Raw genomic sequence first — 19922 nt, forward strand, 5'->3', positions numbered from 1 at the left:
CTATTAGACACACAATACCAAACAACATAATAATATATATATCAATAATTAGTAACCGTATAAATAGAAATCAAAAATGAAAACCCAAACAATGAGTATTCTAAGAAGTATGTTACTGCTAGTGGCAATATTACTTTTTTCACAGTGCAACACCGAAGATCCAGAGCCGGAAAATGAAGAAGAATTAATCACCACTTTAGAAATGACTTTCAGCCCAGTTGGTGGAGGAGATGATATTATTTTTTCTGTATATGATGAAGATGGAGATGGCCCAATGGAGCCAGAATATACCAATGGAACCTTAACAGCAAATACAGATTACAATGTTAAAATTGAAGTTAGAAATGATGTAGACAATGAAAACATCACAACAGAAATTGAAGAAGAGGATGAAGAGCATCAATTTTTCTTTGAATCTTCAGTGAGTTTGTATTTAGAATTTGCCTATAATGATACTGATGAAAATACTGATCCTGTGGGACTTAATACTATATTCTATGCTCAAGAACCAAGTACTGGAACATTGACTGTCACTTTAAGACATGAGCCAAACAAATCCGCAGATGGCGCCATAGATGGTGACCCAAGCAATGCTGGCGGAGAAACTGATATTCAAGCTACTTTTGATGTAGTGATTGAGTAAAAGAAATGATATTTTGGTTTGATTAAAGCAGTGATTCGAGAGGGTTGCTGCTTTTTTTCCATACGAAAATTCATCAATTACAAGCTAAGCAAACGTCTAAACTGACAGCCTGCCCTATTATTAAATTTTTACTGTGAAAGAGGGAATCGAACTGTAAACTCAGTACCTACTCCCTCCTCGCTAGTGGCCCAAATTTCACCTCCGTGTCTATCTACAAATTCTTTACAAATCACCAATCCTAAACCTGAACCTTTTTCTCCTGCAGTTCCTAGTGAAGTACTAATTTTAGTGATATCAAAAAGATTCCTTATCTGTTTCTTATTCATACCTACTCCAGTGTCAGAAACAGAAATTTCTACATAATCATCCTTATGATCCGTTTTAATATTTATATACCCTCCCGCATCCGTAAATTTTATGGAATTTGAAATCAAATTTCGCATTACTAAACGAAACATATTATTATCAGCATATACTATCAATTCGTGGGACGGCTTATAATTGATAGAAATATTTTTAGGCACTAGAAGTGGGCGTTTAAGCTCTATAATATCTTTGATTATCTCTGACAGGATAATCTTCTCAGGCCTAAAGCTTAGGTCACCTGTTTGGGCTTGTGCCCATTGCAATAAGTTTTCTAGTAAGGTAAGCGATCGTTTAGCGGATGACGCAATTAAGCCAGCATACTCTTGCGCTTTTTCTATATTATTTTGAGCTAATCTGGTGATAATTAATTCTGCTAGCCCTTTCAAATTGTTAAACGGCCCTCTTAAATCATGCGCTACAATGGAAAAAAGCTTATCTTTTGTGGTATTTAATTCTTTCAGTTTCCTCTGCTTATCTTTGAGCAAACTTTCCGCCTTTTTCCTATCTGTGATATCTCGTACAATCATACTTGTGCGAAGAAGTCCTGTACTGTTGGTGAAAATTTTACTTGAGTATTCCCCTATAAATCTGGTCCCGTCTTTTTTTTTGAAAATTAATTCCCCTTCAACATATCCTGATTTTTGCCTCTTCTTTAATGCCTCTGGAAGTGATTTGTCCGTAAGATCTACCAATAAATTTCTTCCCCCCTTACAGATTTCCTCCTCCGACCAACCAAATAACTTGCAGCCGGCAGGGTTAACGGTATGAATACCTCCATCCGGGGAAGTAATTAATAAAGCATCAGAACTATTTTCATAAAATAATTGGAAGCTTGTCTGCTTATCTTCATTTCCCTTCTGATGCGCAGTTTTTAAGTCGCTTTTTAAACGAACTAGTTCTCGCTCCAATTCCTCGTAGCTTGGTTTAGTATCCCCCATTTTCGCTTTCTCTTATTATATTACAGTCTTAGCTATCATTTACATCAAATTGTTTGAAGATTAGATATACCGCACAACATACACTTAACGAATATATAAAATACTTTAACGAAACTGTGCTACTTTATAATAATTTTCTTGATCCCCCATTCTAGCATCTGCGGAGGATCCGCTAGTACCTTTTTCTACCACCAAGGTGGTCCGTTCCCAGTTATTACACTACGATTTGTTTGCATGGTAAAATATCTCACTGTTTACTCTAAGCAATCTACAGGTAGCCATGAGGCTTTCTTTTGTACGATTTTGTATGGTCCAATGGGTCAGATAAATGCTTTTTTCTGATAGGCATCTTAAATTCTTCCTCTCTAACAACTTGCAAATTAGAAAGTGTAACTGTTACCTCGCTGAGTTCGCTTAACATGCTGATTCTCAAATTTTTCTTTCATAACATTACCTTTTGTGTAAGGCTATTTCAGGACAGGACTCCCTAAATATAATAAAAAATGATAGCCTCTTATGAACAAAAAAAGGCCTTCGGTTCAAAACCGAAGGCCTAGCTGAATCATTAAAATTTAAATTATTCTTTTACTTCAATAGCTTCATACTCTTCAAAAAGGGAAAGGTCCAATTCACTTATGCCTTCTTGATACTCTTTCCAATCTTCTGCAAAAAACAGATTTAAGGCTTCCAAAGCAGGTCGAAGTGCTTCTTCGGCTTGTTTTTTCAATCGCTCTTGAGTTGGACCTGGCTTATCAAATTTAGCTGAGGCATAATAATAAGCATTACCAATTCTATCTCCTATATCTGGAATTGGAGTTCGAATAATGCCTTGCTTTTCGCTGAAATCTTCGCCTACAAATGGCTCAAATAAAACTTCCAAGGAATCTTTGATGGCTTTGCTCTTTTTGATTTGCTCTTTAAAGCCTTTCTCATCTTTTTCCTTCATCCATTTGATGTAGTGATCCGCTGTTTCCTTCGCTTCTAAAATTCTTTGGCTTGCTTCATGTGCTACAGTTTGCATGCTTTCTATAGATTTCAAGAAATCATATCGAGCTTGCAAAACATCTCCAGAAAGATTATATCGAGGATCAAATTTCACTTCGATTTGAGTAGAATCTTTATGCTCACCAAAGCTTAATACTAATTTATAATTGCCTGGTAAAACATCAACTCCACCAGGTTCAGGAGTCTCTTCTTTGGTTTTGCTTCTGCTTGGTCCTCTTGCTCCTGCTTCATCCATTCTCCAATACATACGGTGAACACCATTCTTCTCCGGAGTTTTTTCCTGTAGCGTTCTGATTAGTTCTCCTTTCATATTGTAAACCTGAAGTTGAAGTGAATCATATTTTATTTTATCCTCTTCTTTTTCTTCATCCTTCTCCGCTTCTTTCTCAGATTTGTCTTCCTCTTCTTCCTTTTCTGGTATATTTACCAAATAAGAAATCATGGCATTTGAGCTTCTGTTTTCTCCATTAAAAGTAGCATTAGCTCCAAACCTTAAGCCTGTTGGCTGCTGAGTAACTACCTGATAAGCAGTTGGCGGCTCAAAAAGAGCTAATGGTTTTTCCAGTAAATCCTTGCCATCTGTAGCTAGTTTTCTTAATGGTCGGATATCATCCATTACATAAGCTGATCTACCGAAAGTCCCAATTACCAAATCATGCTCTCTTGGGTGAATCACCATATCTCGAGTAGGTACATTAGGATAATCATTTGTCCACTTTTGCCAATCTTTTCCTTTATTTATACTGAAATATAAACCGCCATCTGTTCCTAAAAACATTAAATTTGGTTCAAGTGGATCTTGCACGAAGCTTAAGGTAAAAGTCCATACCTGCTCTTCACTCACCAAATTAGTCCAGCTTTTACCGTAATTTGTTGTGTGGAATAAATAAGGCTTGAAATCAAAATTTCTATAATTATTCACTACTACGAAAGCCTCTCCGGGATTAAAAGTAGAAGGTTGGATTTGAGCAAACCAAGCCGCTTCAGGTAAGCCTTTGATGTTATCGCTCACTTTTCCCCAGCTTTTTCCGCCATCTTGCGTAAGCTGTAAGTTTCCGTCATCCGTTCCTACCCACACCACATCTTCTTTCACTGCTGAAGGTCCGATAGAAATAATGGTGGTATTATTTTCCGCCCCAGTGGCATCATAAGTTAAACCACCACTTTCAAATTGTTTTTGTTTTTCAGGATTATTGGTAGTCAAATCTGGAGAAATGATATCCCAATTTTGACCTTTATCAGTTGATTTATGCAAAAATTGACTTCCAAAATAAACCGTGCTATTGTCAAATGGGTCTTGGGCAATGGCTGCATTCCAGTTGAATCTTAACAAAACATCTTTATCTGGATGTGTTGGTCTAACGATCTGTTGTTTCCCGGTTTCTCTATCGTAGCGAACCACAAAACCTTGCTGCGATTGTGCAAAACCATATCTGGAATCATCTTTATCAGGTATTACATCAAAGCCATCCCCAAAAGCTAATTCTTGCCAATAAGAATTTCGAATTCCCTGAGATTTCCAAACATAAGCAGGACCTACCCAGCTTCCGTTGTCTTGCATTCCGCCATAAACATTGTAAGGAAATTCAGTATCAACATTAATATGGTAATACTGTGCGATAGGTAAATTCTTAACAAATCGCCAAGTTTCTCCTCCATCATAAGTTATATTTAAACCACCGTCATTTCCGTCCAGCATCATTTTAGGGTTTTCAGGATGGATATACCATGCATGGTGATCAGGATGAACCCCTACATCAGTTCCATAAGCGGGCATTAATTCTTTAAAGGACTTACCGCCATCTTCACTTACATTTACATAAGTGAAAATGGTATAAAGCCTGTTTTCATTTTTCGGATCGGCATATAATTCATGATAATAAAAAGGACGATTTCCGATTTCCCCCATATCATCATTGATTTTTCCCCATTTATATCCTCCATCATCAGAGCGGTAAAGAGCGTTCTTTTTGGATTCCACTAAAGCATAAACCCTTTTAGAATTAGCGGCAGAAATTGTAATGCCTATTCTACCTAATTCTCCTTTTGGTAAGCCTTCTTCTTCACCTAATTTCTTCCAATTTTCTCCGCCATCAACTGTCATGTAAAGTGCAGATCCCTCTCCACCAGAATTAAAAGTCCATGGTTTTCTTCTGTGCTCCCACATGGCAGCAAATAATTTATTTGGATTATTAGGATCCATGATTAAATCTGCTGCACCCGTTTTTTCATTTACGTACAAAATCTTATCCCAGCTTTTTCCACCGTCATTGGTTTTAAATACCCCTCTTTCAGGATGCTCTCCCCAAGGAGAGCCAATAGCGCCCACATAAACTGTATTCGGATTTTTAGGGTCAATTCTAATTCTGTGGATATTTCGGGTTTTTTCCAAGCCCATTAATTTCCAGCTCTTTCCTCCATCTAATGATTTATAAAGGCCATAACCACCATTTAAACTGTTTCGAGGATTCCCTTCACCAGTTCCTACCCATATTACATCCGGATTGTCCTGTTGAATCGCCACAGCTCCGATTGATAATATTTTTTCATCATCAAAAACAGGCTTCCAATCTACTCCTCCACTTTCAGATTTCCACAATCCTCCTGAAGCTGAGCCTACATACATGATGTGAGGTTGATCATGAACTACATCGATAGCAGTAACTCTACCACTCATGCCAGCAGGGCCGATGCTTCTTACATCAATCCCTTTTAATTTTTCTAGATCTATTTCTTGAGCTGAAACTGATAAAAAGCAGCTTAAAGCAAGAAAAGTAAAAATCCATTGTTTTATAAATGATTTCCTCATATTACGAATTTTAAGTTTCTTCAATCTCGCAACAGGAAGTTTCAGATGCAAACGAATTTTATTTCAAGGGTCGAATTTATATTTGATAAATGCTGCGGCCTTAGTTCTCTCAGCTCATCATTAGTAATGCTCTGAAAACCTCATGTCAATTTTATGCTTCTTTTCCTGTCAAAAATTACATGTTGTGAAGGCTTCAGAAAATTGTTTTAAGTATTTTCCTTTCCAGAGGAAGCGGATTCTAAATTTTAGAAACAAATATAACACAGTCAAGATTATGACTTTCTTTTGATCTTCAACATATTTTTTGGCGTGTTGGTCGAATTAATGTAAGTAAATAGCTTTATTTTTAAGATTTACGAGCTATTAATATTACTTTTCGGGTTATTAAGGAAACAGATTTAAATATTATGAATCTTACTAAAATTGTATTTTTTAAATGGGTGCTAAGTTTTTGTAAAAAAGAATTTTCCGCAAATAGACAGTTGAACTATATTTTCTTATTAGTTTGTGTCCTGTTCTTTAGTACAAATAGTGGTTTTAGCCAATTTATAATACATGTTCAAGATTGGGAAGGTGTTGCTGGCAGTGGTGATTGGATACGTGATGAGGCCCCTACAAACAAATGGACAAGAGGAACAGATACAGATGGAGTATACTGGGGTTCTAAGGGCACTTATATTTCAAATGATGATACAAACTTTGCATATACAATTGGAACTACCTCAGAAGCCTTTGCCTATAAAGATATAGAGTTTCCTGCCTATACGGATGGTTTCTACCTCCACTTTTATTGGAAGTGTGTTGGTGATGTTGGCGCAACGACAGCTTATGATTATATGCGTGTGTTTCTGGTGCCAACAACTACTGGTTTAAATGAGACCGATTTAGAGACTGCAGCCAATGGTGCCAATGGCTTCGAAATTTTAGGGCCGGGCTTACAAGATCGCTTTGTGCAACAGCCTTCCTTTGTACTAGAAAATTATCCGCTGACTACAACTCAGAATGATTTAGTCGAAAACAAAACGTACAGACTAGTGTTTTTGTGGAAAAATGATAATGAATTTTCAGACGGGATTCCCGCTGCTTTTGATAATGTCATTATCTCCGATGGAGACGCCAGTCAACCATTATCCGGAACTTACCAGATAGGGAAAAATTCAATAGGAACACAAAGATTTGATAGCATTATGCATGCCACGGCTTTATTAAATATGAATGGAGTCGCTGGTAATGTGGTTTTTGAATTGACTGATGAAGACTACCCGATAAAAACAGGTGATCTACCCCTTCGAATAAAAGATTTTAATGCAAATCCTAATTCCACTGTTTCAAATGCTGAGTTGTTAATGCAACCAGTTCAGGATGGGAGCATAACTCCTATAATAAGTGGTAGTAGAGCAAATAATGCAATCATATTCATAGACCAGGCTGACAATGTAACAGTCAATGGCGATAATGGAGGTACATTATCGAATGATTTAATAATCGAGAATAACAGTACCTCCACACCAAACGGAATTTACCTGGGCTCAGAAATAGCTACTTCATCAGCCACAAATAATATAGAAATAAATAATGTTAATATCAATCTTAGCATCTCTGATGGCATAGGATTACGTGTAACTTCAGCAGCGGACTATTCTGCAGGATTATTTGATAATATTAGTATATCAAATAATAGTTTTTCTGGTGGACGGATGGCAATATATGTTAACGGCAATGACGGAACAGCCAATGGATCACGGCTTACCATTGCCAATAATTCAATAAATAGTACCACCAATCCCATAGGCCTACGTGGCATTGAAATCTTCGGAACCTCTACTATCAGTATTTCCAATAATCACATTGGCAATATCACTTCAGGGCTAGGGGGCAACGTAAGGGGTATTCGCCTGGGAGGCAATTGTTCTGGAGCTACAATTGAAAAGAATGAGATTTATAATTTGTCGCACACATCTGACTACGGGGCACACGGTATTTCTTTGGCAACCGCTTCTACGTCTGCTAATACTGTAATTAAGAATAATATAATTTACAATATTTCTGGGGATGGCTGGAATTACACGGATACTTTTATTGATAACTCATCAGGGATTGCACTGCAAGGAACACAGTCAGGCATCTCTATTCTTAATAACTCCATATATTTAAAAGAAGGCGGCAGTAATATAGTTGCTGCAAGCGCAAGTTCTTATACAGCCTGCCTTGCTATTGAAACAGGCAGTGTGGTTAACGTTTTAAAGAATAATATCTTAATTAACACGCTGGGAGGGACTAATGGAACGGATCCTGCAGGATATTCTGCTATCGCCTATCAGGGGACATTTACTAATCATTTCCCTGATATTGATTATAACTTTTACTACACCAGAGTGAACAGTGGATCGGGTGCAGGAGAGTCTCTGGCCACCGACTTTACAAGTTCTGCTTCTTCATTAGCTGACTTAAAAATCCTGAGTGCAAATGACCAGAGTTCAATAGGAGCCTCTAGTGGTGATATTGCAACATTTAATGGGCCCGGATTTACATTTTCAGCTGAAAGATTGTTTGATGCATCAAATCAAGGACAAGGGACTTTTTTAAAGATAGATGAAGCTCAGCAAGAGTCATGGTTGCTCAATGCCGGTGGAACTCATTTGCCGGATGTTACAGAAGATTTTGACGGAGTAGCAAGAAATACCGCTATCACAGCCGTGCCTCCATGCATGGGCGCCTTCGAATTTACCCCTGCTGTGGAACCTGTGGCAGCATATCAGGCTGGTGCTATTACAGATGCCGGAACTTCTGAATTTTATGTGGCAAACCGAAAAATGTTAGCTATTACATGGAATCAAAATGGCGGGACTCTTCCTAGCAGTCTTGACGTAAAATATTATCCTGGCAACTTACCACCGGATACTGATGGATATCCTGTTTTTAATGGATATGTTCAAATTCTTGCACCTGACGGAAGTGGATTTAACTACGATATTGAATTAGCCTACGAACCAGCTCTGCTAGCTGGAATTCCTGCAACTGATATTAAGCTGACAAAAAGATCGGATGCTGTAAATGACTGGTATGCCTGGCCTACTACTGTAAACACAACGGACAGAATCTTTTCGGTGGTGAATATAGATACTGAGTTTAGTTATTTTACCGGTACCAACCAGGAAAATCCACTGCCAGTGGAACTGCTTTCATTTACAGCGCAGACAATGAGTGGAAGAATTGAGTTAGAATGGGAAACAGCCACAGAGAAAAATAACGAGCATTTTGATGTTGAGAAAAAAGGCGTTAATAATGATTGGCACACTATATCAACTGTAGCAGGTGCGGGAAATTCAAATGCATTAATTCAATATTCCATTTCAGATTTTAATCCAATTTCAGGAACGCAATATTACCGACTCAAACAAGTAGATACAGATGGTAAGTTTGAATACTCTTCTGTTTTAAGGGTTGATTATGGAACCAATGGACAGGAAGTTTTCCCTAATCCTTTTATGGACAAAATCTTTGTTAAAACTAATGGAGAAGATTTAGTGGAAAGAATTGAACTGAAAAATATTACGGGTAATGCCATCAATATTTCAAAAGAATATTTAGGTCAAAACAAATGGAAAGTCAATACACATTCTCTAGAAACAGGGACTTATATCCTTTACATATACTCAGGTAATCAAGTGGAAGTACGGAAGGTAGTGAAGCGTTAAGAGCTTTTCATGAGCTCCTGTAATCCACCGCATCCATATTTCCTTCTTCATCAATTATATGAGTTTCTTTTCCAGGAACTATATCGGTATTCTGAGCTGAGGCACAGCTCCAGTTTCCGTAATCATTTTTATGTACCACAAAAGTAAAGATGGTATTTCTTGCTTGTGCCTTTTTTCCATTGATGGAAGTTTGCCCTTCCAAATGAACTCGTGCATTGACGACCGCAATAGTTTCTGATAGGTATTTGACTTTGCTTTTCCTTAAAGACAATTCTGAATCTTTAAAGATAACTTTTAAACCATAATCATGGGCTTCAAATATTGATTCTCTATTATGCCACCACAAGCCCGTAACATTGATGAATTCTGCATCTTCATCAAAAATGGAGGCCAGCATTTTGGGGTCTTTGAGATTCCATGCTTTTATAAAAGTGTTAGGAATTTCCTGAGGTTCTGGGATATTTAAAGTGGTAAAATCAGTCATTATTTTCATTTAATTAGTACAACTCATTAAAAAACAAAAAAGCCACGTTTTCTGTGGCTTTTTTAATTTGAGCAATACAATAAATTACTCACTCATTACTTCTTCTGTTTCAGCAACTTCTTCTTCCATTTCCACACTGTCCATTTCTTCCGTTGGCTCAGCCATCAATTCCTCTTCATCACTATTTAGGTCATTCAGTTCATCTTTTAAATCCACCATAAACTGAGATGAGGTGAATGATTCATTTTCCAAGATTTCTTGTATTGCTTCAATACGCTTTTCCTCTTCTTCAATAGCCAATGCTTTTTGAGCATAAACAGCAACTGCAATATCCACTTCATTATCAGATAAGTCAGTTCGCTTTACCCATCCAGAAGAAAACCACTTGTCACCTTGTCTTTTTCCTTTTACTTCAACCCATTCGTCTTTAGTATCTATTAAAGCTAATACATCCATAGGGTTGAAGCTTTTGTCCGTTTTAGTTAATAAATCAGGACGCTTAAAAATCTGAGCTTCTCTCACGGCTGCAACTGCAGTTCCCTCTACTACAAAACCACTCACAACCCAACCTTGCTTATCATCTCCTAATTTAATTTCAACATATTCTCTGTTATCCTCTGAAGAATCAACAGCGGTTTTTCCCGTCATCAATACTTTCTCTCCTAAACTTATAGATGATATCCATTTTCCATCTGATGAAGGTTCTTTTCGGACAGAAATACCATCCCAAATAGATACAGCATCAACTTTTTTTGGAGCTTCTTCCTTGGCTGTAGTTTGCTCAGTTGTTTCTTTATTTTCATTTCCTGAGCAAGAGATTAAGCCGAAAGCCATAATTGCACAGGCTAAAGTGTAATAATAGTTCTTCATAGTTAGTTTTTTTGGTTTTGAAATTTCAGACTAATGTAAGTGTTTTTAAAAAGTTAGAAAATAAAAACTTTGGATATTTTAATTATTATCGGTGTGTCCTGCAACGACTAAATATTAGTATGCTAGTAGCAATTCTTTATATTTCGACTCGGAAGTAGCTTTATTAATCTTCTTTTATGATTTTTACTGATCGATCTCCAATCCTCAATACATAAACATCAGCTTCAAGATCAGATAAATCAATGCCTTTATCTTCCGCTTTTAATTCACCCTTTAATACCTGCTTACCAGAAACAGTTGTTATCTGATAGCTTATAGATGCATTATCCTTTCTTTCAACTGTAATAAATGAATTACTTGGATTCGGATAAATTTTAAGGTTATAAAAGACTTTATCAGCTGTGCCAGTTGGGATTGAGCCAGTATCATCATCTTCTTCATTATCGTCTGCATCTTCTTCCGTTTCACATTCCGATTTTCCATTTATATCGAATTGAGAAATAAAATCCCATACTATAGCACTGGCTTTTATATCCATATTGCCCCATGCACCCGGCCAGGTATGATCTCCACCTTTCACTTTATAATGAACAACCGAGCTGCAACTATCACCTTGAGTGAACATTATTTTTTCAACTTTACTTCCATCGTTTGTATTGATATCATCAATGTCTGTGGTATCAGCAGATGCAGTGGTGTTATTAAAATCCACCCAATATTCCACTACCTGTTTAATAGATTTTGTCCAGCTTGCACCTGAATAAGGCACAGTACCATCTGCGTTGCCGTGTATTTGCAATACAGGAGTAGGATGCTGGGGATCACAATCGTTAAAAATTTCAGGAGTCATAGAGCCTGTAACCGAAGCTACTGCCGCTATCCTTTCACTTAACTGGCATGCCAATAGAAAACTCATAAACCCACCATTTGACATTCCAGTACTGTACACTTTAGAGCTATCTATGGTGTATTCTGCAGAAATCGAATCAAGTAATGCATTAGTAAATCCTACGTCATCAGCTGTACTGTTTAAGGTCCAACCTCCTACATTCCAATGGGTATTTCCATTTAACAAGGTCCCTTGTGGATAAACAACAATAAAATTGGCAGTATCGGCAATTTGATTAAAACCAGAGTATGACATTATAGTATTGGCAGAGCTGGTATAACCATGAAAGCATAAAACTAAGGGTGAAGCAATAGTCGGATCATAAGAAGCTGGTATATACATGATGTACTCCCTTTCCTCGTTGTCATGAATAATGGTGCCAGTGATTGTTTCCTGAGCATTACAAATTATGGAAAACATAATAAGTAATAGCATCATTAATAGATAATTTTTCATTTGGTTCTTTTGGTTGTGTTTTTAATTCTAGGATGATAGCAATGCTAATTAAACAAGGTGTTCATTTGCATAGGGGAAGTTAACTATTATTATAGACAAATCTCTATTAAACAAAAAAAGCCGATTAGAATTTCATCTAACCGGCTCTTATCTTTATGTATTAACTTTGAATTTACTTCAAAGTTCTTTTTACTTCTCTTTCTTCAAATCCTTCAATAACATCACCTTCGACAATGTCATTGTAGCCTTTGATACTGATACCACATTCATAGCCTTTCTTCACTTCCTGTACATCATCTTTGAAACGTTTCAATTGATCAATTTCTCCTTCATACTTCACAATTCCATCTCTAATCAACCTGATTTTATTGTTTCTTTTCACATATCCGTCAGTCACCATACAACCTGCTACAGTACCAATTTTAGAGATTTTGAATATCTCTCTAACCTCAATATTACCAGTAATAAACTCTTCTTTAGTCGGTGCTAACATACCCTCCATGGCATCTTTCAACTCATTGATAGCATCATAAATAATAGAATATAATCGAATTTCGATTTCTTCATTATCAGCTATTTTTCTAGCATTTTGAGAAGGTCTAACTTGGAAACCTAAAATAATGGCATCCGATGCTGATGCTAGCAATACATCAGATTCTGAAATCTGTCCTACCGCTTTATGGATTATATTAACCTGAATTTCTTCAGTTGATAATTTCAATAATGAATCAGAAAGTGCTTCAATAGAACCGTCAACATCACCTTTAACAATTACATTCAGCTCCTTAAATGAACCAATAGCCAATCTACGTCCAATTTCATCAAGTGTAATATGCTTTTTAGTTCGCATACTTTGCTCTCTCTGAATTTGCTCACGCTTATTAGCAATATCCCTTGCTTCACGGTCTGTTTCCATCACGTTGAAACGGTCACCAGCTTGCGGTGCTCCATCCAAACCTAACATTAGAACCGGAGTAGACGGGCCAGCTTCTTTCACCTTTTGTCCTTTATGGTCAAACATAGCCTTTACTTTACCGTAATGAGCGCCAGCTAAGACTACATCTCCTATTTTTAATGTACCTGCCTGAATCATGATAGTAGTTAAATAACCTCTACCTTTATCCAATTCTGCTTCGACCACAGTTCCTACTGCTGATTTATTCGCATTTGCTTTGAGCTCTAATACTTCTGCTTCAAGCAATACTTTTTCTAATAAGTCTTCAATACCTTGACCTGTTTTTGCAGATACTTCTTGGCACTGATATTTACCTCCCCAATCCTCAACCAAAATGTTGATATTGGCTAATTGTTCTTTAATTTTTTCAACGTTAGCATTTGGCTTATCCACTTTGTTAATGGCAATCACCATAGGCACGCCAGCTACTTGTGCATGATTAATAGCTTCTTTTGTTTGAGGCATAACCGCATCATCAGCTGCTACAACAATGATGGCAACATCTGTTATTTTAGCACCCCTAGCACGCATGGCTGTAAAAGCCTCGTGACCTGGAGTATCCAAGAAAGCAACTTTCTTGCCTGACTCAGTCATCACATCATAAGCACCAATATGCTGAGTAATACCACCGGCTTCACCTGCTGTTACTTTAGATTCACGAATAAAATCTAGTAATGAAGTTTTACCATGATCAACGTGTCCCATAATAGTAACAATCGGAGCTCTGTCCTTCAAGTCTTCTGGGTTATCTTCCTCTTCAAAAACCTCTGTTTCATCGTCTGCTTCAGTAAATTTCACATCATAACCGAATTCATCAGCAATGATAGTGATGGTCTCTGCATCTAATCTTTGGTTGATGGATGCAAATATTCCTAAATTCATACATTTAGCGATGACATCATTTACGCTCACATCCATTAAAGATGCTAAGTCATTAGCTGATATAAATTCAGTTGTTTTAAGAAGTTTAGATTCTTGTTCTTGTTGTTGTATGTCTCCCTCTCTTTTATCAGCTTGAGTTTGACGTTTTTCTTTTCTATATTTTGAACGATTACCACTAGCTCCTGGTGATTTACCACTCAAGCGAGCCATGGTTTGCTTAATTTGTTCTTGAATTTCTTTTTCTGTAGGCTCCGCTTTTTCTACTCTACCTCTTCTGCCTCTGTTTCTATCGCTTCCGCCACCTCTATTTTGTCCTTGCTGACCTGAACCTGGTCCTCTGTTTTGACCTGGGCCGCCAGCTCCACCACCTGGTTTAGAATCCTGTGGTTTATTAGGGGCAATTCTCTTTCTTGGTCGTTTTCCTCTTCTTGCTTCTTTCTTATCATCTGAAGAAGCTACTGGTTTAACACCTTTTTTACCTTTTCTTTCCTTCTCTTTAGGTAAATCTATTTTACCTAATACAGTAAGGCCTTTCAATGAATCTGCCTTAGCAGAAATAGTTGAATCTTGTGCCTTTTCTTGAGTTAATGGAAGTTTTTCGGTTGGTTTATCCTCCGCTTTTTTATCCTCTTTCGGAGCTTCCTCTTTAACTTTCGGAGTATCAGCTTTTGGCTGTTCTTCTTTTTTCTCTTCTTCTTTTGGCTTTTCAGCTTTAGGAGCTGTTTCTTCCTTTTTCTCTTCTGGCTTTTTCTCCTCCTTTTTTGGCTCTTCTTTTTTGGACTCCTCTTTCTTAGGCTCTTCTTTTTTCTCCTCTTTCGCTTCTACTTTTCCTTTTGGAGCTTCTTCAGGTTGCTTCTTTTCTGCAACAGGTCCTTCCTCCTTTTTAGGTTCCTCTGCAGGTTTTGGAGTTTCCTGCTTCTTACCTTTTTTATGTTCGTCTAAATCAATTTTGCCTAAAACTTTAGGCCCCGATAATTTAGGACTTTCAGATTTATAGACATCCTCTTTAGGCTCTTCTTTTTTAGCAGCTGGTTTATCTTCAGGTTTTTGTTCTGATTGAGCACTTTTTTCTTTGCCCTCACCTGCATTTTTAATCAAGACTTTTTCTTCGTCATCACTATCATTGCTATCCCCGTCTGAATCGATAACTACATTGCTATTATGTTTTTTACCAATGGACAAACTGGATGCTTCCTCTTTCTCTTGTGCAGAGGAGGCAAACTCTTTTGCGAGCATTCCAAATTGCTCTTCAGTAATTTTTGAGTTTGGCTTGCTATCCACCTCATATCCTTTTTTGCCCAAGAAATCTGTGATTGTAGATATTCCTACATTCAATTTCCTTGCCGCAAGGTTGAGTCGCATCATTTTTTCTTCTGACATAAATGCTTTGTATTCTGCTAAAAAATTATTGAACCTGAGTATTAAAAATGTTTACTCAAATTCCTGACTAAATATTTTAAATATCTCGTCTATTGTTTCTTCTTCTAAGTCGGTCATTCTAACCAACTCTTCTTTTCCTAATTCCAACACTCTTTTGGCAGTGTCAAGCCCAACTTTCTTCAATTCTTCAATAACCCAATCTTCCAATACGTCACTGAATTCATCGATCAATACATCTTCTTCCTCAGCATCAGTTAATTCGCGGAATACATCTATTTCCATTCCGACTAATTTACTTGCCAATTTGATATTTTGACCTCCCTTACCAATAGCTAAAGAGACTTGATCAGGTTTCAAATATACTGAAACTCGTTTATTCTCTATATCTATTTTCATAGAACTTAATTTCGCAGGGCTTAAAGCACGCTGAATATAAAGCTCCATATTTTCAGTAAAGTTAATTACATCAATGTTTTCATTCTGTAATTCTCTTACAATACTGTGAATTCTTGATCCTTTCATCCCAACACAAGCACCTACTGGGTCAATTCTATCATCATAGGATTCAACTGACACCTTAGCTCTTTCACCAGGCTCTCTTACAATTTTCTTGATCGTGATCAATTCATCATAAACTTCTGGTACTTCTTGTTCGAACAAACGTTCCAAGAAAACCGGAGAAGTTCTCGAAAGAATAATTTTAGGATTTCCGTTTTGCATTTCCACTCTGTGGACAACCGCACGAACTGAATCTCCCTTTCTAAATCTATCTTTCGGGATTTGCTCAGATTTCAACAAAACCAGTTCATTACCATCCGAATCCGTCAATAAAGTTTCACGGCTTAGGATTTGGTAAACTTCACCGGCAATGATTTCTCCTACAAGCTCACTGTATTTATTAAATAAAATATCTTTCTCAAGGTCTTTTACCTTTTGAATAAGCGTCTGACGAGCAGTAGTTACAGCTCTTCTTCCAAAGTGCTCTAGCTCTACTTCCTCAGCAACCTCTTCACCAATTTCAAAATCGGGCTCAATTTTTCTCGCTTCAGTTAAACTGATTTTATCATGATCCCAGATATCCTCAGAATTATCGTCAACGATTTCTCTAAAACGCCAGATTTCAAGGTCACCCTTGTCAGCATTTATAATAATGTCAAAATTATCGTCCGTTTCGTATTTTTTACGAATCATGGTTTTAAACACATCCTCCAGGATGCGAATCATGGTGGGACGGTCGATATTTTTCTGCCTTGCAAAATCGGCAAACGATTCTATTAAATTTGTAGTGTCCATGTTACTTAAATGAAACCAAGACTTTAGTTTTGTCTATATTTTCGAATGAAACTTTCGTTTCCTCCAACTTTATTTTCTTCTTTCCTTTTTCCTTTATTTCTTGATTTACAAGAATGAAATCTTCTTTTGCTTCCAAAAGTTCTCCTCTGATGGCTTTTCCATCTGTAGTATCTACTTTAACCTTCCTGCCAATATTTTTCAAGTATTGCCTAAGGTTAGTAAGCGGATGATCCAATCCAGGTGAAGAAACTTCCAATACATATGCATTTTCCAATACTTCATCTTCTTCCATTCGATGCGCTAATTGACGGCTAACACTCGCACAATAATCAATCGACACGCCTTCATCACCATCAAGTAGTACAACGATTTTCAATTTATCGTTTCCACTAATCACAATTTCTACAATAAAATATTGTTCCTCTGTGATAATCTCTCCTAAATAAGCCTTTATTTTTTCTTCTAAACCTATCATTCTACGATAAAAAAGAGGGGACTTAAAAGCCCCCTCATGATGTTGTTTTACTAACTTTGTTGCAAATTTAGAGTAAATAATTGAGCAAAACAAATAGTGTGGGCTAACAGATTTACATATTATTAGTATAGAAGTATAAATTCAATCAGGAATTTGTGCCAAAAAAGAGAATCTTATTTATAATTTTGCCTTATGGACAAAGAATTAAAGATACAAAACTCGCTAACTCGACAGAAGGAAATCTTCAAACCCATCAATCCTCCATTTGTTGGAATGTATGTTTGCGGCCCCACTGTTTATAGTGATGCCCATATGGGAAATGTTAGAACGTTCATGAGTTTTGATGTCATCAATCGCTACCTGCGTCATTTAGGATATAAAGTTCGATATGTTAGAAACATCACGGATGTAGGTCATTTGGTGGATGATGCCGATGATGGAGAAGATAAAATTGGTAAAAAAGCCAAGCTGGAAAATGTGGAACCAATGGAGATTGTCCAGAGATATGCCAATGGTTTCCACAGGGTGATGGATATTTTTAATATTTTGGAGCCTGATATTGAACCCACTGCTACAGGACATATAGTGGAGCAAATTGAAATCAATAAAAAATTACTAGAAAACGGTTGGGCTTACGAAAAAAATGGATCTATCTATTTTGATGTCTCCAAATATAATGAAGCCCATGAATATGGTAAATTAAGTGGAAGAAAAATAGAAGATCTCCAAAGTAATACTAGAACATTGGATGGGCAGGATGATAAAAAGAACCCGCTTGATTTTGCTTTATGGAAAAAAGCTTCAGAGGAACATATAATGCGATGGCCTTCACCTTGGAGTGATGGTTTTCCGGGCTGGCACTTAGAGTGTACTGTGATGAGTACCAAATATTTAGGAGAGACTTTTGATATTCATGGTGGTGGAATGGATTTGAAATTCCCTCATCATGAATGTGAGATTGCGCAGGCGGTAGGTGCCAATGGAAAGAACCCAGTTAATTATTGGATTCATACTAATATGCTGACAGTAAATGGTCAGAAGATGAGTAAATCTTTGGGCAATTCTTTCCTTCCAACACAATTGGTAACTGGTAATCATGAAATGTTGGAGCAAGGCTATTCTCCTATGACTGTTCGCTTTTTTATGATGCAAACGCATTATTCAAGTACCTTGGATTTTAGCAATGAAGCACTTAAAGCGGCACAAAAAGGTTATCGAAGGTTAGCTAATGGTTTGAAAATCATCAAAAGCTTAAACTTCAAAAGTGATGAGGGCAAGAAAAATGAGAAAGCCATCAGTCAGATAGAGCAAGCTAGTGAAGGTTGTTACAAATCCATGAACGATGATTTTAACACGGCTAAAACCATTGCTCAGCTCTTTGAATTATTAAAGAAAATCAATTCCCTTCATACTGGTCAGCTTAAATTTGGGGAAATCGGGCAAGATGCTTTTGAAAAGCTTTCCAATACTTATCAGACTTTTATGGAAGAGGTATTGGGCTTGAAAGAAGAAACGCCTACCGAAGTTGATCCAATAATTAATGCTTTGCTTGAATTTTATAAAAAAGCCAAAGCAGAAAAGAATTATGATCAAGTAGATGAAATTAGAGCAATACTAAAATCTAATAAATTAATCATTAAGGATCTAAAAACTGGTGTTGATTGGGGATATGAAGAATAAGCTTCAGTAATATTTACACCTTAAAAAAAATAGGTGAATCAATTTAGAATTGGTTCACCTATTTTTTTGGAATACTTTTATTTTTAGAAGAAATAAATAGTGAATTGAAAGCAAATTCTTTGTTGAATTAACATAAAACGAATTTGTATTTTAACCGCTCTATTTAGGTTAAAGTTAACTTATAAATAATTGGTTTTATAAGTTCTCAAAAAATCAGACATAAAAAAAGCCTTACATTTCTGTAAGGCTTTGCTCCTCTTCTTGGACTCGAACCAAGGACCCTCTGATTAACAGTCAGATGCTCTAACCAGCTGAGCTAAAGAGGAATTTTTCCGTTTGGGAATGCAAATATGCAAGCCTCTTTTATTATTTCCAAACACTTCTTTTAAAAAAATTAAAAATATTTTTTCTAGTAAGCCTTGTCAGCTTCATAAATCAATAATTCTTGTAAATCAGCCATTATGACATAATATATTAGTATATATTATTAGAATAGTGCCATTATGTCTTATTCCCATGTAAAAAATTAATTGGTACAGATTTTTCTATAGACTCATTAAAATTAAATGTTAAACCTTAAAACAATAAAAACTATGACACTTATAAAATATAACCCAAGTTTACCTAATGTTGCAAACAAAAGTTTTTCAAGTGTATTAGACAGATTCTTTAACGAATCCTTCAATGGAATTGGTAAAGAAATGCAACATTTTGCTCCTCAGGTTGATATTGCAGAAAGCAAAAATGCTTTTGAAATATCACTTGCCGCACCGGGCATGAAGAAATCAGATTTCAACATCAATATGAATGAAGGTTCAATCACGATTTCTGGTGAAAGAAAGTTTGAGGAAAAGAAAGATGAGAAAAATTATCATTCAGTAGAAACACAATATGGTTCATTCTCAAGAACATTCCATCTTCCAGAAAATATAAAAGAGGATAAAATTGAAGCTTCTTATCAAGATGGAATATTGAACATTGTGATTCCTAAGGATGAGAAAAAAGAATTGAAAAGAACAATTCAGGTTAAATAATCATTTCGTTATGATTTAGATTGAAGGGGCATATTGCCCCTTTTTTTTGTGTATACAATAAGGAT

Annotated in this window: 12 protein-coding genes and 1 tRNA gene; 4 read left to right on the plus strand and 9 right to left on the minus strand. The window is 36.5% G+C overall.

What is annotated here, in order from left to right; translation table 11 throughout:
* Positions 1–76: 76 nt before the first annotated feature.
* Positions 77–643, plus strand: a complete 567-nt coding sequence (locus QYS49_RS04210; protein ID WP_308350416.1) for a hypothetical protein — start codon at positions 77–79, stop codon at positions 641–643.
* Positions 644–771: 128 nt separating this feature from the next.
* Here QYS49_RS04210 and QYS49_RS04215 read toward each other — a convergent pair whose 3' ends face one another.
* Positions 772–1947: a PAS domain-containing sensor histidine kinase gene (locus QYS49_RS04215; protein ID WP_308350418.1), complete on the minus strand. Its 1176-nt coding sequence runs from the start codon at positions 1945–1947 to the stop codon at positions 772–774.
* A 577-nt stretch (positions 1948–2524) separates the two neighbouring features.
* A complete protein-coding gene (locus tag QYS49_RS04220) occupies positions 2525–5761 on the minus strand; it encodes a VPS10 domain-containing protein (protein WP_308350420.1) in 3237 nt (1078 codons plus the stop codon).
* Between the two features lie 407 nt (positions 5762–6168).
* On the opposite strand from QYS49_RS04220, the gene QYS49_RS04225 reads away from it, so the two are divergent.
* Positions 6169–9459, plus strand: coding sequence for a T9SS type A sorting domain-containing protein (locus QYS49_RS04225; RefSeq protein ID WP_308350421.1), 3291 nt, complete (start codon positions 6169–6171; stop codon positions 9457–9459).
* Positions 9460–9466: 7 nt separating this feature from the next.
* Here QYS49_RS04225 and QYS49_RS04230 read toward each other — a convergent pair whose 3' ends face one another.
* The 6 genes from QYS49_RS04230 to rimP all read right to left on the minus strand — a co-directional run bounded on the left by QYS49_RS04230 (position 9467) and on the right by rimP (position 17143).
* The gene (locus QYS49_RS04230) at positions 9467–9943 is read right to left on the minus strand and encodes an SgcJ/EcaC family oxidoreductase (protein ID WP_308350422.1); all 477 of its coding nucleotides are present in this window, start codon (positions 9941–9943) and stop codon (positions 9467–9469) included.
* Positions 9944–10027: 84 nt separating this feature from the next.
* Positions 10028–10813: an SH3 domain-containing protein gene (locus QYS49_RS04235; RefSeq protein WP_308350423.1), complete on the minus strand. Its 786-nt coding sequence runs from the start codon at positions 10811–10813 to the stop codon at positions 10028–10030.
* 163 nt (positions 10814–10976) lie between these two features.
* The gene (locus QYS49_RS04240) at positions 10977–12158 is read right to left on the minus strand and encodes an extracellular catalytic domain type 1 short-chain-length polyhydroxyalkanoate depolymerase (protein WP_308350425.1); all 1182 of its coding nucleotides are present in this window, start codon (positions 12156–12158) and stop codon (positions 10977–10979) included.
* Between the two features lie 172 nt (positions 12159–12330).
* Positions 12331–15375 carry a translation initiation factor IF-2 gene (gene infB / locus QYS49_RS04245; protein WP_308350426.1) on the minus strand — a complete coding sequence of 1015 codons (3045 nt, stop codon included), beginning with the start codon at positions 15373–15375 and terminating at the stop codon, positions 12331–12333.
* Between the two features lie 51 nt (positions 15376–15426).
* Positions 15427–16668, minus strand: a complete 1242-nt coding sequence (gene nusA / locus QYS49_RS04250) for a transcription termination factor NusA (RefSeq protein ID WP_308350428.1) — start codon at positions 16666–16668, stop codon at positions 15427–15429.
* A 1-nt stretch (position 16669) separates the two neighbouring features.
* On the minus strand, positions 16670–17143 hold the full coding sequence (rimP, locus tag QYS49_RS04255; RefSeq protein ID WP_308350429.1) for a ribosome maturation factor RimP: 474 nt from the start codon (positions 17141–17143) through the stop codon (positions 16670–16672).
* A 192-nt stretch (positions 17144–17335) separates the two neighbouring features.
* Between rimP and cysS the strand changes: the two genes are divergently transcribed.
* Positions 17336–18823: a cysteine--tRNA ligase gene (cysS, locus tag QYS49_RS04260; RefSeq protein ID WP_308350431.1), complete on the plus strand. Its 1488-nt coding sequence runs from the start codon at positions 17336–17338 to the stop codon at positions 18821–18823.
* A gap of 252 nt (positions 18824–19075) precedes the next feature.
* On the opposite strand, the gene QYS49_RS04265 is transcribed toward cysS, so the two are convergent.
* A tRNA-Asn gene (locus QYS49_RS04265) sits at positions 19076–19149 on the minus strand.
* A gap of 267 nt (positions 19150–19416) precedes the next feature.
* Here QYS49_RS04265 and QYS49_RS04270 point away from each other — a divergent pair.
* Positions 19417–19857, plus strand: a complete 441-nt coding sequence (locus QYS49_RS04270; protein WP_308350433.1) for an Hsp20/alpha crystallin family protein — start codon at positions 19417–19419, stop codon at positions 19855–19857.
* Positions 19858–19922: the final 65 nt, after the last annotated feature.

It is taken from the genome of Marivirga salinae (assembly GCF_030503855.1).
Lineage (GTDB): Bacteria > Bacteroidota > Bacteroidia > Cytophagales > Cyclobacteriaceae > Marivirga > Marivirga salinarum.

Coding starts and splice junctions, on each gene's coding strand:
- QYS49_RS04215 (WP_308350418.1), bottom strand. CDS start 1,947: ATGGGGGATACTAAACCAAGCTACGAGGAATTGGAGCGAGAACTAGTT.
- nusA (WP_308350428.1), bottom strand. CDS start 16,668: ATGGACACTACAAATTTAATAGAATCGTTTGCCGATTTTGCAAGGCAG.
- infB (WP_308350426.1), bottom strand. CDS start 15,375: ATGTCAGAAGAAAAAATGATGCGACTCAACCTTGCGGCAAGGAAATTG.
- QYS49_RS04235 (WP_308350423.1), bottom strand. CDS start 10,813: ATGAAGAACTATTATTACACTTTAGCCTGTGCAATTATGGCTTTCGGC.
- QYS49_RS04270 (WP_308350433.1), top strand. CDS start 19,417: ATGACACTTATAAAATATAACCCAAGTTTACCTAATGTTGCAAACAAA.
- QYS49_RS04225 (WP_308350421.1), top strand. CDS start 6,169: ATGAATCTTACTAAAATTGTATTTTTTAAATGGGTGCTAAGTTTTTGT.
- cysS (WP_308350431.1), top strand. CDS start 17,336: ATGGACAAAGAATTAAAGATACAAAACTCGCTAACTCGACAGAAGGAA.
- QYS49_RS04240 (WP_308350425.1), bottom strand. CDS start 12,158: ATGAAAAATTATCTATTAATGATGCTATTACTTATTATGTTTTCCATA.
- QYS49_RS04230 (WP_308350422.1), bottom strand. CDS start 9,943: ATGACTGATTTTACCACTTTAAATATCCCAGAACCTCAGGAAATTCCT.
- QYS49_RS04210 (WP_308350416.1), top strand. CDS start 77: ATGAAAACCCAAACAATGAGTATTCTAAGAAGTATGTTACTGCTAGTG.
- rimP (WP_308350429.1), bottom strand. CDS start 17,143: ATGATAGGTTTAGAAGAAAAAATAAAGGCTTATTTAGGAGAGATTATC.
- QYS49_RS04220 (WP_308350420.1), bottom strand. CDS start 5,761: ATGAGGAAATCATTTATAAAACAATGGATTTTTACTTTTCTTGCTTTA.